Source organism: Rothia terrae, assembly GCF_014705925.2.
GTDB lineage: Bacteria > Actinomycetota > Actinomycetes > Actinomycetales > Micrococcaceae > Rothia > Rothia terrae.
The window spans coordinates 18,446-34,403 of record NZ_CP061539.1 but is presented as its reverse complement, the minus strand read 5'-3'; the positions used below and the strand labels follow the sequence as shown (position 1 = coordinate 34,403).

Genomic DNA, 15,958 nt, shown 5'->3' with positions numbered 1-15,958 from the left:
AAAAAATTGGGTCTTGTTGACACAAAAAGTCTGCAAGTAAGCGAATAAAGCCTTACAAAGAAAATACTTTTAAAAGTTGGTTTATTTTGGGTTTTTAAAAGAGCGAACAAAACCCCACAGGGGTGCACCTCAACGTTAATAACCGTTAACCTACTGTTCATCTTAAAACCGGCATGATACACAGCACCCCGTCCCCTAGTCAGCCTACGGTTTTCACAACAAGGTCTACGTCAGGAACGCAGGTACCTCAGATACCGTTCAGGTGAATCAAGAAAACGCTTCCAGTGATCCACCACTTCAAGCTCATCAACCACCGCATCGTGTACGCCCCACGGGCCGATTTCCAGGACGCGGGCGTCGTCTATGCACATCAGCAGAGGGGAGTGAGTGCAGAGTATGACCTGATGCCCAGCGTCAATATGTTCATGTATTAAAGAGATGAGCTTGAGCTGCCCTTCAAAACTCAGCCCTGACTCAGGCTCATCCAAAATCCACAAGCCCCCACGAGCAGAAGCGGCAAGCAACATGTCCAGCGCAGATTCACCGTGAGACTGCTTCAGATACCTCTTCGCAAGGTCTGAACCGGCACTCACCCGAAAATCCACCAGCGAGTATGCCGCTTCAGCACGAAAGAAAAGTCCACCGCGTCCACCCGAGGCCCCCTTAGACAGCTCTAAGCACTCCGCAAGAATATTCTGACCTTCAATTCCCTCACGCTGATCCCAGGACGTACCGCCCTCGGCAGGGAATCCATAAGTGACAGCTAGAGCTTCAACCAGCACAGACTTACCAGCACCATTCTCACCAACAATGACAGTAAGCGGGGAGAAATCTATCCCGCGCAGTATCGCGCGGACACTCGGCACAGTAAACGGCCACTGCTCCAGATTAATATCCACCTCGGAGGCTGCGCGAACGGAACGAATTGCAAGCGTCGAAATAGCCATACATCAATCCTAACAACCTGCGCCTAGCCAGTTTCTGCTTCTTCGGGCAGGCGCCCCGTCGATGAAGTGACCACGAAACCGTCAAAATACCACCCAAAAACCGGGCAAGATGACGTTTACGTGGTCACGACGAAACACCTCTGGTCACCACTGAGAGATATCAGGTCACACCCCACAGTGCACAGCCACAAGCCCCACCCCACACGGGTTAAACAAAAAGAAGCCCAGTTCGCAATGAACTGGGCTTCTTCACTAAAATTAGCTCGGCGATGACCTACTCTCCCACACCCTTCCGAGTGCAGTACCATCGGCTCAAAGAGGCTTAGCTTCCGGGTTCGGGATGGGACCGGGCGTTTCCCTCTTGATATAATCACCGAAACGTGGAGGCGAGGGGACTCGAACCCCTAACCCCCTGCTTGCAAAGCAGGTGCGCTACCAATTGCGCCACGCCCCCGTATCGGAGTGTTTCCGCTATTTTATTTTACAGAATCAGTTGATTCTGACCAATTAGCTTTAGCTTCTTGGTTTTCTTTGACCTGACGAGCCGCAACAAAACTTGCCGCACCCGCCAGAAGCAGAACTGCAAATTTCTTCATTGCATCTCCTTGATGATCAAAGGAGTGGGCGTACCAGGACTTGAACCTGGGACCTCTTCGTTATCAGCGAAGCGCTCTAACCGCCTGAGCTATACGCCCTCCTTGTTCCTCAGAACGAAATACAACTTTACACAGGTTTGCGGCGTCTGCCAAATCGAAAAGCGGTGTTATACCTCACACCTTTCCGAAAAGGCTTTTTACACCGCCCACAAGCAGCTCCACAGCTACTTTTTACCGGCATTCCATCGCCACCGCCCCCGTTCTAGAGAGCAAAAACCCGCGTCCTTACACACTGGTAAGGACGCGGGTTTTGACGCGAGAAAAACCGCAGGTTAGTCGTCGGTGAGGGTTACACCAATGCCACCCACAAGCTTTGCAGCCACGTTGTACAGCATCGCAGCAATCACACCGAGCAAGGTAAAGAGCACGACGTTAATCACCGAAAGGATGGTGGAGAACAGTGCAACTTGCCCCAGGGTCAGAACCTGTTGAACCTCAACCGAATTACCGGTAGTACCCAGCATGGTAATCAGCTCGTTAATGCCATCGAACGCACCGGTTGCCTGCATAACCAGCCACAGAATGACCGATGAAACAACGGTAACAATGCCCAAAGCAACTGAGAGCAAGAAAATCAGCTTAGCGACTGACCACGTATCTACCTTGGCAACAACCAGGCGAGCGCGACGCACCTTAGAACGCGGCGCCGGGCGCACGAGGGGCTTGCGGCTTGCATTGCCCTTCGCCTGCGGACGGACCGCACCCTTACGGGTTGCAGGAGCGCTCTTAGGCGCTGAAGCATTAGTGCTCACTAGTTACCTCCGTGCTGTGAAGAATCAGCCGCAACTGCGGTATTTTCATCGGATTGATTCTCTAACGGTACTTCATTTTTTTCTTCAGAACTTTCTTCTGAAGTGTTTTCTTCAGCACCGTCTTCAATTTCTTTCTCAAGCTGACGGTCGTGGTTGCGAGCTACACCCACAATTTGGTCGCCCTTACCGGGCTTTGCGAAGATAACGCCCATGGTGTCGCGTCCCTTAGCCGGAACTTCAGCAACAGAGGTTCGAACCACCTTGCCGCTTTGCATGACAACCAGGATTTCGTCGTCTTCACCCACAATGAGACCGCCCACAAGGTCACCGCGATCCTCAGCAAGTTTCGCGACCTTGATACCCAAGCCGCCGCGTCCTTGGACTCGGTACTGGCTAACCTGGGTTCGCTTAGCGTAACCGCCTTCAGTCACAACAAACACAAATGATTCATCGGTGACGACGCTTGCATTCAGCAGTTCATCGTCATCGCGGAACTTCATGCCAGTCACACCGGAGGTAGCGCGACCCATCGGACGCAATGCCTCGTCAGTTGCGGTGAAGCGCAACGACTGGCCCTTGCGAGAAATCAGCATCAGATCATCTTCAGCGGAGGCCAGCATAGCCGCCACCAACTCATCATTTTCACGCAGGTTAATAGCGATAACACCGGCAGTACGGTTGGTGTCGTAGTCAGACAGGCGAGTCTTCTTAATCAGACCGTTCTTGGTAGCCAGCACCAGGTAAGGCGCGTCCTCATAGGACTTCAACTCCATTACCTGAGCAATAACTTCACCGGGCTGGAAGGCCATCAGGTTAGCGATATGCTGACCCTTCGCATCGCGACCAGCTTCCATGAGCTCATACCCCTTGGCGCGATACACGCGACCAAGGTTAGTGAAGAACAGAATCCAGCTGTGAGTGGTCGTCACAAAGAACTGCTGAACCACATCGTCGCCACGCAACGACGCACCCTTAATGCCCTTACCACCGCGATGCTGCGAACGGTACTGATCGGAGCGAGTGCGCTTGACGTAGCCGCCGCGCGTAATCGTCACGACAACCTCTTCCTCAGGGATGAGGTCCTCCATCGACATATCACCGTCGTAACCCATGAGAATCTTGGTGCGACGATCATCACCGTAGCGGTTGACAATATCGCCCAGTTCCTCAGAAATAATCTGACGCTGGCGCTCCTCAGACGCGATAATCGCGTTGTACTCATCGATCATGCGCATCAGCTCAGCATGACGATCCTGAATCTTCTGACGCTCCAGAGCTGCCAAACGACGCAGCTGCATATTCAGAATTGCCTGAGCCTGAGCCTCATCAATATCCAGAAGCTGCATCAAACCGGTGCGAGCTTCATCGGGAGTGGACGAGCGGCGGATCAGGGCAATAACCTCATCGAGCGCATCCAGCGCCTTCAGCAGGCCGCGCAAAATATGCGCTTCTTCTTCAGCCTGCTTGAGGCGGTACTTGGTGCGGCGAACGATAACTTCCATCTGGTGGTTGACCCAGTGGCGAATGAAAGCATCCAGCGACAGAGTACGAGGCACACCGTCCACGATCGCGAGCATATTCGCTGAGAAGTTCTCCTGCAAAGAGGTGTGCTTGTAAAGGTTATTCAGAACAACCTTCGCCACAGCATCGCGCTTGAGCACAATCACCAGGCGCTGACCGGTACGGCCAGAGGTCTCATCGCGAAGATCCGCAATACCGGTAATCTTGCCGTCCTTGACCAGCTCAGCGATCTTAATTGCCAAGTTATCCGGGTTCGCCTGGTAGGGGAGCTCAGTCACTACGAGGCAGGTGCGGCCCTTGATTTCTTCAACATTGACCACCGCGCGCATGGTGATAGAACCACGACCGGTGCGGTAAGCATCCTCAATACCCTTATGACCCAAGATGGTTGCACCGGTGGGGAAGTCGGGGCCTTTAATACGCTGAATCAGAGCCTCAAGCAACTCTTCATCGGTAGCATCGGGGTTCTGCAAGAACCACTCAACACCATCAGCCACTTCACGTAGGTTATGCGGCGGAATGTTGGTCGCCATACCCACAGCAATACCCGACGAGCCGTTAACCAGCAGGTTAGGGATGCGGGCAGGCAGGACGGTGGGCTCCTGTGACTTACCGTCGTAGTTGTCCTGGAAGTCAACGGTGTCTTCGTTGATATCGCGCACCATCTCAAGCGCAATGGGAGCCATCTTGGTCTCAGTGTAACGAGGAGCCGCAGCACCATCGTTACCCGGCGAACCGAAGTTACCCTGGCCAAGAGCCAGCGGGTAACGCATAATCCAGTTCTGAATCAGGCGCACCAGGGTGTCATAAATAGCGGAGTCACCGTGCGGGTGATACTGACCCATAACATCGCCAACCACGCGAGCACACTTGTTGAAAGAGCGCTCGGGACGGTAGCCGCCGTCATACATCGCGTAAATGACGCGGCGATGCACAGGCTTAAGACCGTCACGGACGTCCGGCAACGCGCGTCCAACGATAACCGCCATCGCATAGTCAAGGTAGGAACGCTGCATCTCGCCCTGCAGGTCAACCTGCTCGACGCGTCCAGCGACCACTGCACCTTCTTCGTTAACGACGACGCCCTCTACCGGTTCCGGTGAGCTGTTCTGAGTTTCATCGCTCATGATTTCAATTCCTTACGTTTCTAATTCTTCGATCTCTAATATTCTTTATCAGCTATATAGCCGGTTTTTCACACGAAAAACCCTTAGATATCAAGGAATCGAATGTCCTTTGCGTTCTGCTGAATAAACTCACGACGAGCCTCAACGTCTTCACCCATCAGAACGGAGAAAATCTGGTCGGCCGCCGCAGCGTCGGTCATCGTCACCTGCAAGAGAGTGCGCTTTTCGGGGTCCATGGTGGTTTCCCACAGCTCCGAGTAATCCATCTCGCCTAGACCCTTGTAGCGCTGAATACCGTTATCCTTCGGCAGACGCCAGCCCTTAGCCTGACCAGCGGCGAGCGCCTCATCACGCTGAGCGTCGGTGAAGACGTAGTCGTGAGGAGCGTTTGACCACTTGAGGCGGTACAGCGGCGGCTGAGCCAAGTAAACGTAGCCGGCTTCAATGAGCGGACGCATAAAGCGGAAGAGCAGGGTGAGCAACAAGGTGGTGATGTGCTGACCGTCGACGTCCGCGTCCGCCATCAAAATCACCTTGTGGTAGCGTGCCTTCTCAATATCGAAGTCATCGCCAATACCAGTACCGAAAGCGGTAATCATGGACTGGATCTCGGAGTTGGACAGCGCGCGGTCTAGGCGAGCGCGTTCAACGTTGAGAATCTTACCGCGCAGGGGCAAAATCGCCTGGGTTACGGGGTCGCGGCCCTGAACAGCTGAACCACCTGCAGAGTCACCCTCCACCATGAAGATTTCTGAAATCGCGGGTTCTTTGGATGAGCAGTCTTTGAGCTTACCGGGCATGAAGCCGGTTTCCATAAGCCCCTTACGACGCGTGGTCTCACGAGCCTTACGAGCAGCTACACGAGCCTGCGCTGCGGTAATAGCGCGGCGAATAATTTCTTTCGCGGTGCCGGGATTGCGTTCAAACCAGTCGCCCAGGTGATCCATCATGGCGCGCTGGACGAATGCCTTGGCTTCTGAGTTACCCAGCTTAGTCTTGGTCTGACCCTCGAACTGCGGCTCAGAAATCTTTACTGAAACCACCGCGGTCAGGCCCTCACGAACGTCCTCGCCGGTGAGGTTATCGTCCTTATCGCGCAATAGCTTGTGCTCGCGCGCATAACGATTGACCAGGGTAGTCAGTGCGGTGCGGAAGCCTTCTTCGTGAGTACCACCCTCGTGAGTGTTGATGGTATTCGCATAGGTGTGAACAGACTCTTTGTACGAGGAGGTCCACTGCATAGCAACCTCAAGGTTCATCACACGCTCGGTGTCTTCACCTTCAAAGTCAATAACGTCTTCGTTGACCACGGTGAGGTTCTTAGATTCGTTCAAGAATTTCACGTAGTCCAGCAGACCGTTTTCGTAGAGGTAAGTAACGGTCTTGAAGCCCTCGGAGGACGGCCCCACCTGGTTCAGCGACAGTTCCTTCTTGGTCTCGTCATCACCGGCGACCTCATCAGCCTCAAACTGCTCACGCTCGTCGGTCAACGCAATGGTCAAACCCTTATTCAAGAACGCCATCTGCTGGAAGCGCGCACGCAGCGTCTCAAAATCGAACTCTACAGTCTCAAAAATTGAAGGATCCGGGTAGAAAACCTGAGTGGTACCGGTTTCATCGGTAGCCTCACCGCGGGTCAGCTCCTGGTCAGTATGACCGCCGTCCTTGAAGGAAATGTTCCAAGCGTGACCCTGACGGCGCACCTCGGTCTCAACGCGAGTAGACAGCGCGTTCACCACAGAAATACCGACACCGTGCAGACCACCGGAGACAGCGTAACCGCCGCCGCCGAACTTACCACCGGCGTGCAGAATCGTCATAACGACCTCAACGGTGGGCTTATGCTCCGTGGGGTGCTCGTCAACGGGAATACCGCGGCCGTTATCTTTGACGCGTACCGCGCCGTCCTTCTGGATTACAACATCAATGCGATCCGCGTAACCGGCGAGCGCCTCGTCAACAGAGTTATCAACGACCTCGTAAACCAGGTGGTGCAGACCGCGCTCAGTAGTTGAGCCGATGTACATACCCGGACGCTTACGAACAGCTTCGAGGCCTTCGAGGACGGTAATGTCGCTCGCGCCGTATTCGCGGGGAGTTTCTTCAGTTGCCACTGCTTTTAGGCTCCTTGGTTTTACAGGTGACGCGCGGGGAAAGATGCGGGTGCGCTGAGCAAGCTACCGGGAGCACAGGCTCTCACGCGTCGCGTTTCAAGGAGCTGAGAGAAAAAGATGCTGTCGGGGGCTAGCTGGGCACGCGCATAGTGCGCGTTATTATCTCTAATTCTACCGGAAAAACGCCTAAATATGGGGGTTTAAGAGTTCTTATTGATGCTCAAAAGCGTTTAAAAGCTGTTTTTAGCGTCTTGACCCCTCAAGCTGTAGGTCTCTATTTCTTCTTACCCCAACGCATCAGAAGCGATTTTTCGTGAAATTTTCAGTTTTCTCCCGGCGCGGGGCACTTTCTGTGGATTTGCGTTCTAAAAAATGGATTTTTACAGCGCGAATCCACGGAAAGTGAGGGAGTACCCTACCCGTATGTATCGCGAGGCCCGCGCATCCCCGGGGCGACGCGTCGTCCGCGCTTCCACGACGGCGTATTGGGCCCGTTCACTTGAATTTTCTGCACGACGCCGGCGCCCAGCTCACGCTCAAACATTTTGAGGATTTCATTGGTCATCATGCGCAGGTTCACCGCCTGCGGGGTAGTCTCACATTGAATAATGACTGTGCTGTCGGTGTAGCTCACCGGACGCGCATAAGACGCCACGTGCGCACCCACCAGCTCATTCCAGCGCGCCAGCACGCTAGAAACCGCCACAGGCTCTTTCCACCCACGACTCTGAATCATTTTCTCCATGAGATCGCTCAGCGGCTTAGGATCGCGAGCGCTCTTTCCCGGCCCTGTATAACCGCCCAAGGTCCGCGGATCAACCGAATGGTACCGGCGTTTTTTACGCTTAGACCCCGGCTCCGCGCTCATGACTTCACCGAAATCACGCGTTAGCTTCTTCGCGGCGTTGCCCTGCAAGCGTCCTTCACCGCGAGATGCAGCCCCCGCACGCATCCTGTTCAGCAAAGCAGCAGGTGCGTTCACCTCATCTTCAAAACGATGCGGGTCTGCCGCCGGCTGGTCGAAGACGTCCTCGTACACGGTTAGGCACCCGGCTGACGGTAGGTGAGACGGGCTTCAGTAGCAGGCAGGGCGAGTTCGGATGCGTCCACTGCCTCAGCGGTTGCAGGGCTAACCTTCACCAGGTGCATTCCCTGCCGCAAAGCATCCGGAATATCAGTGTGTACAGCGCACGTCACCAGCACCTGCTCGGCGCTCGCAACGATCTCACCGAGGCGCGCTCGCCGCGCGGTATCGAGCTCAGCAAACACATCGTCGAGAAGCAAAATGGGCGAGGCCCCCTCAGAGCTATCATCCTCAAGGTGCACATACCAGGACGCCAAACGCAACGCGAGCGCATAAGACCAAGTCTCACCGTGCGAGGCAAACCCCTTAGCCGGAATACCGCCCAGTTCAAGCACCAAATCATCTCGGTGCGGCCCTACCAGCGTGACCGCGCGATCCAATTCATCGCCCTGTTTCTCGTCAAAAGCGCGCATCATCGCAGAACGAATATCGTCCACGCTCATCAGCGCTGCCTTACCCAGCACCTGCGCAGAAATTGAGGGGAACACCGTTGAATCGTAGGTAAACGTCAGCTGTTTAGCACCATCGGTCAGCTGATCATATGCCCGTTGCAGTTGGGGGAGCATCAACGCTAACACCCGCAAACGAGCCTGCAACACGTGCGCTGCCGCCAGCGAAAGCTGTTCATTCCAAATACGTAATGTATTCAGGTCGGTATCATCAGTACGACGCCCGCGCATCGACTTGAGCAAAGAATTACGCTGCCGCATAATACGCTCGTAATCGCTCACATACGCACTGACTGATGGGCGCAATGCCACCGCTAAATCATCAATAAACTTACGACGATTCGACGGATCGCCCTTAATCAGTTGCAAATCCTCGGGCGAAAACAGCACCGTGTGATTGATGCCCAGTGCCTCTCGCGCTCGCACCGGCGCAGCCCTGTTAATGCGCACGCGGTTAGACTTTCCCGGCGCAATTTCAAGCTCCATAATGGTCTGTTGCCCGCCACGCACGACGCGAGTGCGCACGTAAGCCCGATCCGTACCCACATGCACCAGGGGAGCATCATTACTGACACGATGCGAACTCAGATTTGCCGAATAGTCGATAGCCTCCAAGATGTTGGTTTTACCCACACCGTTAGAGCCCAAGAACACCGTCACACCCGGCGTCAGCGGCAAATTAAGCAAAGGGTACGTGCGAAAGTTCATCAACGAAATATGGTCGATGTACATACGCTCGTACCCCTTGGCTAGAGAAATGTAAAAGATTGAAGGCTCATACCGCTAGCAGACACGTCGTCACCAGCAGTCCCTCTCGCGGTCTCGCGCTGGGCGCTCGCCAGCGATTCACGCCAGCCCCGATGCCAGCTGGCGACAGGACGTGCCTGCTACCGTCGAAAACCAGTGCAGCGTGGGACAAGAGCCTTTACTTACTGGTTAGGCAGACGCACCGGCATCAGCAGGTAGCGGTAGTCCTTGGAGTCCTCGCCCAGTGGCTCGCTCTGCGCTGAGAGCACAGCGGGCTTCGGGGGAGTGGTGAAGGAGAAACGCACGTATTCTGAACCGAAGGCGTTGAGACCTTCCAACAGGTAGGCGGGGTTGAAGGCTACGGTGATGTCTTCACCTGAAAGTTGAGCATGAATCTGCTCGGTTGCCTGCGCGTCCTCGCCGGTGCCCGCGTCCAAGGTGAGCTGGCTCTGAGTAAATGCCAAGCGGACGGGGGTGTTGCGCTCTGCTACGAGAGAGACGCGACGAACTGCTTCGATGAGTTCTGAGGTGCGTACAACTGCGTGAATCGGGGTGTTCTCGGGGAACAGCGCACGAATCTTGGGGTACTCGCCGTCAACGAGCAGGCTGGTAGTGCGTCGTGAACCTGATTCAAAGCCGATGAGTTCGTGAGCATCTGATAGGGCGATGTTCATGTCGCCTGCGCTGCCCAGGGTCTTAGCGACTTCGCTCATGGTCTTTGCTTTAACCAAAACTGCGGTTGAGATATCTGAGGATGCCGGTGCCCAGGTCATTTCGCGCATTGCGAGACGGTAGCGGTCGGTAGCGAGCAAGGTGATTTTGTCGCCTTCGATTTCCATACGGACGCCGGTCAGAATAGGCAGGGTGTCATCTTTGGATGCTGCCACGGTGACCTGCGAGACGGCTTTAGCGAACTCGTGACCGTCAACGCTACCTGAGACTGCCGGCAGAGCAGGGAGTTCGGGGTAGTCGGTGACAGGCATTGCAGCGAGGTTAAACTTTGATGATCCGCAGGTGAGGTGAACCTTTGAATCTACGACCTCGAACTCTACTGACTTACCAGCAGGAAGAGATTTTGAGATGTCAGCTAGGAGACGACCCGAGACAAGGGTGGTTCCTTCGGTTTCTACGTCGGCTTCGATGTTGAGTTTTGCGCTGGTTTCGTAGTCGAAGCTTGCGATAGAGACGGAGCCGTTTTCAGCTTTGATAAGCAGACCTGACAGAACAGGTACGGGGGGACGAGGTGACAGTGAACGAGCAGTCCAGCTAACAGCTTCTGCTAACACATCACGTTCAACAATAAATTTCACGCCGATTACCCCTTAAAACTGAAAAATCTAGGCATTTGAGAAAACTGAGCGTTAAGAATCTGGCTCAGCACTCTAGCTTACCCGATGCAGTAGGACGCGGGGAGGGGATTTGCCTGTGAGGAAGAGCTGAGATTTTTTTGTAGTTACGAAAGTTCAGGAAGGAAGCTGGGAGAACTTGGAAGAATCTGTAATTACAAGTTTGGTAGCTGTTTGATGGGCGCACGCGAGCAAAAAACGCTCAGGAATTTGTTATTTGGCTTTTCTTCTTTAAAGAATCGTAGTGTTAATAACCCCTGTGGAATCTGTGGAAAAACCGCTTATGCCCTGTAATTACAAGGAGTTAGGGTGTTGATAGAATGTGGAGTAATTCGCTTGATGCTGTGCGTGCATTGTGAATGAATATTTATACAAATAGGGAAGTCCACACCATTTGTATAACTATTCACTTAACGTCCACATTAATACAGTCCCACCGCACAAGTTATCCACAGGGGTATTTTGCTACTTAGCGGTGCGCTGTTCCTGCTTAATCTTGTTGGTCAAATCAGTGACCTGGTTGAAAATAGCCCTGCGTTCCGCCATTAGCGTGCGAATCTTGCGGTCAGCGTGCATCACCGTGGTGTGGTCGCGTCCGCCCAATTCTTGCCCGATGCGAGGCAGCGACATATCAGTGAGTTCACGCAGCAAATACATGGCGATCTGGCGTGCTGTCACCAGCGTGCGAGTACGCGACTTCGACTGCAGCTCATCCAATGTCACGTCAAAGTAGGTAGCCGTAGCAGTGAGCACCTGTGATGCCGTGATTTCAGAGGCGCCATCGTCCGTAATCAAATCTTTAAGCACCAGCTCCGCCAGCGCACGATCAACGCCCTGCTTGTTCAAGGACGCAAATGCCGTCACGCGAATCAACGCGCCCTCAAGCTCACGAATGTTGGTGGAGATATTAGATGCGATGTACTCCATGACATCATCGGGTACATCCAGGTTCTCGTTCTGTGCCTTCTTGCGCAAAATAGCGATGCGAGTTTCAAGTTCGGGCGGCTGCACATCGGTAATCAGACCCCACTCAAAGCGCGAGCGCATGCGCTCAGCAAACCCCGTCAATTGCTTAGGAGGCATATCTGAAGTGATAACCACCTGCTTCTGGTGGTTGTGCAGGGCATTGAAGGTATGGAAGAACTCTTCTTGGGTGTGTTCTTTACCTGCCAAGAACTGAATATCGTCAATGAGCAACATATCGACGTTGCGGTAAATCTGCTTGAACGATGAGCCTTCATCATCGCGAATTGAGTTGATGAAGTCGTTGGTGAACTCTTCGGAGTTCACGTAGCGCACGCGCAGGTTGGGGTAGAGATGCTTGGCGTAGTGCCCAATAGCGTGCAACAGGTGGGTTTTACCCAGGCCGGAATCGCCATATATGAACAGCGGGTTATATGCCATGGCGGGTGTTTCTGAGACAGCGAAAGCCGCTGCGTGTGCGAAACGATTGGACTGGCCAATCACAAAAGTATCGAAGGTATACTTGGGGTTCAGTCGAGCCGATGATTCCCAGCTAGTAGCTTCCCCTGCAACGGGGCTGTTAGCAATAATTTCCGATTCGGCTATAAGTTCATCTGCTGAGGCGTGATCAGCAACAGCCCTATCTGCAAGTGGCTTTTCGGCCTCCGGGGGAGTGGGCACATCCAGTGCAGAGGAATCAGCCAATGGAGTTTGCGCTGCGAAGTTGGGCGTGGACTGGCTGAGTTCAGCCTCAAGGTCTTTCACCGAAGGCATGGAACGCTCGATGCGTTCGGGCTCTGCCGGGGTTTCAACGGTGGGCGCGGATGCGGCTTCCCCCTCCGCAGGAGCAGGTTCGACAGGAGCTACAGGAGCTGCGGTTTCTGCCGATAAACCGGTGTCGATGACAAAAGCTTCAGAGATGCCCGCACCAAAAGCCTCTTCTAAAGCTGCTTTAAAGGCGTCCTTGATGTGGGTCTGAAAAACTTCGCGGGTGAGTTCGTTGGGCACAGCAACAAGTAGAACGTTGCCCATGTGCGCCTGAGGCTGAGCAAGACCGACAAAGGCCTTCCAACGCTGACCGAGCGCGGGATTTGAGCGCAACAGGCTAATCGCGTGCGCCCACCGCTGCTTTAAGTCATCGCTCAGCTGATCAACCACGTGGTGCTCCTTAGAAAATCAAGAAATTTATGAGAGAAGAAAATTCCTCATCCACCGAATATCCACAGGAGTTATACACAGGGTGGAAAACTTGTGATTTAACTGCTGGTTGCCGGTGGAAAATAGGGCGTAGACCCCGAAAGTATCACAGAAATTGTAATTTACACATGTTGAAAACAACTCTGTGGATAACTTCTTCTCAGCATACGTGAAATTACAAATATCCACACCTGTGCACAGGTGAATACGCACAATCTGTGATTAAAATTCAAGGCGTCATTACTTGACCCCACTACCAAAAATCTTCTAGAGTTGTCCAGTCGTATGTGTACTGGACTGCACCCATTTTCGAACGGGTGCAAGCGGCCGTAGATCCGGACGAAACCGTACATAGCAAGAGAATTGCGCGAGATTAGAAGCTTCTTCACCGAAAAAGCTTTCAACCTGCGCGTGAACAAACGAAAGACACAATAATGTCAAAGCGTACTTTCCAGCCGAACAACCGTCGCCGCGCTAAGAAGCACGGTTTCCGCCTTCGTATGCGCACCCGTGCGGGTCGCGCAATCTTGGCTAACCGTCGCTCAAAGGGCCGTGCAAAGGTCTCAGTATAAGCGATAGCCTGATTCGGCATTCGTCAGTAGTGAAGCCCTCCTCACAATAAGTGTCGAGGGCTTTACTGTTATCTACACTCCAGGAGAAACCATGCTTTCAGCGGCTCACCGTATGCGAAATGGTGCCCAGTTCTCCGCAACAACGCGCGGGGGAGCTCGCGCCGGACGCAAAACCCTTGTGTTTTACGCCCTCCCTTACGACGCCACCACCCTGGTAGGTTTTATCGTTTCAAAAGCCGTCGGTAACTCGGTAATGCGCAACAAAGTCCAGCGCAAACTGCGCCATATTGCCGCGAACTCGCTGAGCACCCACCAACACGGTTATTATTTTGTAGTACGCGCTCTACCCGCAGCAGCTACAGCCAGCTTTGCGCAACTTGAGAGCGACTACACCTCGGCGCTCACCAGCGTCCTGGCAAAACTAGAACGCGCCACCACCCGTGAACCGGCAGCACAACGCCCCGACGCCGGAACATCCGCACCGCAGCCGCGAGAGGAGCTCTAACCTATGGGCACCGCCGCGCACACGCATCCTCACGAAGAAGGCGACGTGCTACTCGACAACGCGCCGCACGAATTCGTGCACCCGGCGTCCGTCACCCACGCGCTGTGGACCCTGCCCCAAAACGCCCTGATCGCGTTCATCAAGATTTACCGGCTCATCATTTCGCCGCTCTATGGCAACGTCTGCAGGTATTACCCCAGTTGCTCAGCCTACGGGCTAGAAGCAATCACCGTACACGGTGCCCTCAAAGGCCTCTCACTCACTGTCAAAAGACTGTTGAAATGCCACCCCTGGGCAACCGGAGGATTAGACCCAGTTCCTGCCGGAAAGCGAACCTTCGCACCCGGCCGTGAACCCAAAATTATGCTCTTGAACCATCCGAAACGCGCCCACTAAAACCGCGCATCGGATACCACCCTCAACCGGCTCAACCGCACGAGCCAAGGAGAACATCAATGTTCGACATCATTCTTTGGCCCTTCAAATGGATCGTCTCCCTGATCCTCACGGGCTTCCACTCCCTTTTCACCGCCCTCGGCATGGACCCCGCATCCGGCGTTACCTGGACGCTGGCAATCATCGGCTTGACCCTGGTGATGCGAACCCTCACCATTCCGCTGTTCCTCAAGCAGATCAAGTCCATGCGCGGCATGCAGGAACTTCAGCCCGAAATGGCGAAACTGCAGGCAAAATACAAGGGCAAGACCGATCAGCTCTCGCGCCAGGCAATGGCCCAGGAGCAGATGGAGCTCTACAAGCGCACCGGCGCTAACCCGCTCTCATCCTGCCTGCCCATCATCGTGCAGATGCCGATCTTCTTCGGTCTGTTCCAGGTGCTGCGCGGCGTTCCCGCAGCTGCTGCTGCAGGCGAAGGCATCCTCATGCTCCCCGCCGACCTTGTCAAGCAGTTCAACGATTCCTACATCTTCCAGGCGCCGCTGTTCTCAACTATGATGCAGCCCGGCAACGGCAACCACTTTGCCACCATCCTCATCGCAGCGGTTCTCGTAGTCTTCATGTCCATCACTCAGTTCATCACCATGAAGCAACTATCAGCTAAGAACATGTCAGATTCCGCCAAGGAATCACCCATGTACCGCCAGCAGCAGATGATGCTCTACATCTTCCCCATCATCTTCGCAGTATCAGGTATTAACTTCCCGATTGGTGTGCTGATTTACTGGACCATCTCAAATCTCTGGTCAATGGGCCAGCAGTGGTGGGTTATCCGCAACAACCCCACCCCCGGCTCACAAGCAGAACGCGAACTCAACGCACGCCGTGCCGCTAAAGGCCTTCCTCCCGTAGGCAAGACCAAAGAGCAGCACGAACGTGAGCAGGAGGAATTGCGCGAACGCGCTAACCGCGGTCAGCGAGTACAGCCCGTTGGTAAAAAGCGCCAGAAGCAGCAGAACCGCCGCAAGTAACCACACCTGCTCTTACATCAGAAAGAAAATACTGTGTCAGAAACACAAGAAAACTACGTAGAACCCGAGACCACCGCACTTGAAGAAGAGGGCGACATCGCGGCTGACTACCTCGAAGAGCTTCTCGATATCGCTGATATCGATGGCGACATTGACATCGAAGTACGCAACAACCGCACCTACCTCTCCGTCGTCACCGAAGGCGACGAAAGCGAAGATTTGCGCGCCCTCGTTGGCAAAAACGGTGAAGTTCTAGACTCCCTTCAAGAACTCGTTCGACTCTCCGTACTTTCTGCAACCGGCAACCGTTCACGCCTGATCTTGGACATCGCCGGACACCGCGCCAACCGCGCCAACCGTCTTGCCACCATGGCCAAGGACGCGATTGCCCGCGTCCAGGAAACCGGTGAGGACGAGCACCTGCCCCCGCTGGGTGCCTACGAACGCAAACTCGTACACGACCTCGTTGCTGAAAACGGCCTCTACTCAGAGTCCGAAGGTGAAGGCAAAGACCGCCACATCGTGATCTCCGTTACTGAGAGCGAGTAAAA

The 15,958-nt window shown here is 54.2% G+C and carries 14 protein-coding genes, 2 tRNA genes and 1 rRNA gene; 5 read left to right on the top strand and 12 right to left on the bottom strand.

Annotated elements, in window-relative coordinates; translation table 11 throughout:
* Positions 1-230: 230 nt before the first annotated feature.
* From IDM49_RS00165 to dnaA, 12 genes are all read right to left on the bottom strand, one after another.
* Entirely contained in the window at positions 231-947 is a 717-nt protein-coding gene (locus IDM49_RS00165; RefSeq protein WP_190724591.1) for an AAA family ATPase, read from the bottom strand.
* Positions 948-1,208: 261 nt separating this feature from the next.
* Positions 1,209-1,325: ribosomal RNA gene (gene rrf, locus IDM49_RS00160) — 5S ribosomal RNA — on the bottom strand.
* Between the two features lie 3 nt (positions 1,326-1,328).
* Positions 1,329-1,401, bottom strand: a tRNA-Ala gene (locus IDM49_RS00155).
* 22 nt (positions 1,402-1,423) lie between these two features.
* Positions 1,424-1,543 carry a DLW-39 family protein gene (locus tag IDM49_RS12135; RefSeq protein ID WP_228008112.1) on the bottom strand — a complete coding sequence of 40 codons (120 nt, stop codon included), beginning with the start codon at positions 1,541-1,543 and terminating at the stop codon, positions 1,424-1,426.
* Positions 1,544-1,568: 25 nt separating this feature from the next.
* Positions 1,569-1,642: transfer RNA gene (locus tag IDM49_RS00150), tRNA-Ile, on the bottom strand.
* Positions 1,643-1,875: 233 nt separating this feature from the next.
* Entirely contained in the window at positions 1,876-2,355 is a 480-nt protein-coding gene (locus tag IDM49_RS00145) for a DUF3566 domain-containing protein (protein ID WP_228008111.1), read from the bottom strand.
* Positions 2,355-5,003, bottom strand: coding sequence for a DNA gyrase subunit A (gyrA, locus tag IDM49_RS00140; RefSeq protein ID WP_168615091.1), 2,649 nt, complete (start codon positions 5,001-5,003; stop codon positions 2,355-2,357). Before gyrA ends, IDM49_RS00145 begins: the two co-directional genes overlap by 1 nt.
* 83 nt (positions 5,004-5,086) lie before the next feature.
* The gene (gene gyrB, locus IDM49_RS00135; RefSeq protein WP_190724590.1) at positions 5,087-7,117 is read right to left on the bottom strand and encodes a DNA topoisomerase (ATP-hydrolyzing) subunit B; all 2,031 of its coding nucleotides are present in this window, start codon (positions 7,115-7,117) and stop codon (positions 5,087-5,089) included.
* Positions 7,118-7,532: 415 nt separating this feature from the next.
* On the bottom strand, positions 7,533-8,156 hold the full coding sequence (locus IDM49_RS00130) for a DUF721 domain-containing protein (RefSeq protein ID WP_228008110.1): 624 nt from the start codon (positions 8,154-8,156) through the stop codon (positions 7,533-7,535).
* Between the two features lie 2 nt (positions 8,157-8,158).
* Positions 8,159-9,382, bottom strand: a complete 1,224-nt coding sequence (gene recF / locus IDM49_RS00125) for a DNA replication/repair protein RecF (protein ID WP_190724589.1) — start codon at positions 9,380-9,382, stop codon at positions 8,159-8,161.
* Between the two features lie 197 nt (positions 9,383-9,579).
* On the bottom strand, positions 9,580-10,707 hold the full coding sequence (gene dnaN, locus IDM49_RS00120; protein WP_168615094.1) for a DNA polymerase III subunit beta: 1,128 nt from the start codon (positions 10,705-10,707) through the stop codon (positions 9,580-9,582).
* Between the two features lie 501 nt (positions 10,708-11,208).
* Positions 11,209-12,864 (bottom strand): chromosomal replication initiator protein DnaA, encoded by a 1,656-nt coding sequence (dnaA, locus tag IDM49_RS00115; RefSeq protein ID WP_228008109.1) that lies wholly within the window; start codon positions 12,862-12,864, stop codon positions 11,209-11,211.
* Positions 12,865-13,337: 473 nt separating this feature from the next.
* On the opposite strand from dnaA, the gene rpmH reads away from it, so the two are divergent.
* The 5 genes from rpmH to IDM49_RS00090 all read left to right on the top strand — a co-directional run bounded on the left by rpmH (position 13,338) and on the right by IDM49_RS00090 (position 15,956).
* Positions 13,338-13,475, top strand: coding sequence for a 50S ribosomal protein L34 (gene rpmH / locus IDM49_RS00110; RefSeq protein ID WP_190724588.1), 138 nt, complete (start codon positions 13,338-13,340; stop codon positions 13,473-13,475).
* A 91-nt stretch (positions 13,476-13,566) separates the two neighbouring features.
* A complete protein-coding gene (gene rnpA / locus IDM49_RS00105) occupies positions 13,567-13,980 on the top strand; it encodes a ribonuclease P protein component (RefSeq protein ID WP_168615096.1) in 414 nt (137 codons plus the stop codon).
* Positions 13,981-13,983: 3 nt separating this feature from the next.
* On the top strand, positions 13,984-14,376 hold the full coding sequence (gene yidD / locus IDM49_RS00100; protein WP_190724587.1) for a membrane protein insertion efficiency factor YidD: 393 nt from the start codon (positions 13,984-13,986) through the stop codon (positions 14,374-14,376).
* Positions 14,377-14,435: 59 nt separating this feature from the next.
* Entirely contained in the window at positions 14,436-15,407 is a 972-nt protein-coding gene (gene yidC / locus IDM49_RS00095) for a membrane protein insertase YidC (RefSeq protein ID WP_190724586.1), read from the top strand.
* 33 nt (positions 15,408-15,440) lie between these two features.
* Positions 15,441-15,956, top strand: a complete 516-nt coding sequence (locus IDM49_RS00090) for a Jag family protein (RefSeq protein WP_228008108.1) — start codon at positions 15,441-15,443, stop codon at positions 15,954-15,956.
* The last annotated feature ends 2 nt before the right edge of the window (positions 15,957-15,958 follow it).

Excerpts from the sequence above, each read along its gene's own strand:
- yidC (WP_190724586.1), top strand. The coding sequence starts at position 14,436 with ATGTTCGACATCATTCTTTGGCCCTTCAAATGGATCGTCTCCCTGATC.
- yidD (WP_190724587.1), top strand. The coding sequence starts at position 13,984 with ATGGGCACCGCCGCGCACACGCATCCTCACGAAGAAGGCGACGTGCTA.
- rpmH (WP_190724588.1), top strand. The coding sequence starts at position 13,338 with ATGTCAAAGCGTACTTTCCAGCCGAACAACCGTCGCCGCGCTAAGAAG.
- gyrA (WP_168615091.1), bottom strand. The coding sequence starts at position 5,003 with ATGAGCGATGAAACTCAGAACAGCTCACCGGAACCGGTAGAGGGCGTC.
- recF (WP_190724589.1), bottom strand. The coding sequence starts at position 9,382 with ATGTACATCGACCATATTTCGTTGATGAACTTTCGCACGTACCCTTTG.
- IDM49_RS00165 (WP_190724591.1), bottom strand. The coding sequence starts at position 947 with ATGGCTATTTCGACGCTTGCAATTCGTTCCGTTCGCGCAGCCTCCGAG.
- IDM49_RS12135 (WP_228008112.1), bottom strand. The coding sequence starts at position 1,543 with ATGAAGAAATTTGCAGTTCTGCTTCTGGCGGGTGCGGCAAGTTTTGTT.
- rnpA (WP_168615096.1), top strand. The coding sequence starts at position 13,567 with ATGCTTTCAGCGGCTCACCGTATGCGAAATGGTGCCCAGTTCTCCGCA.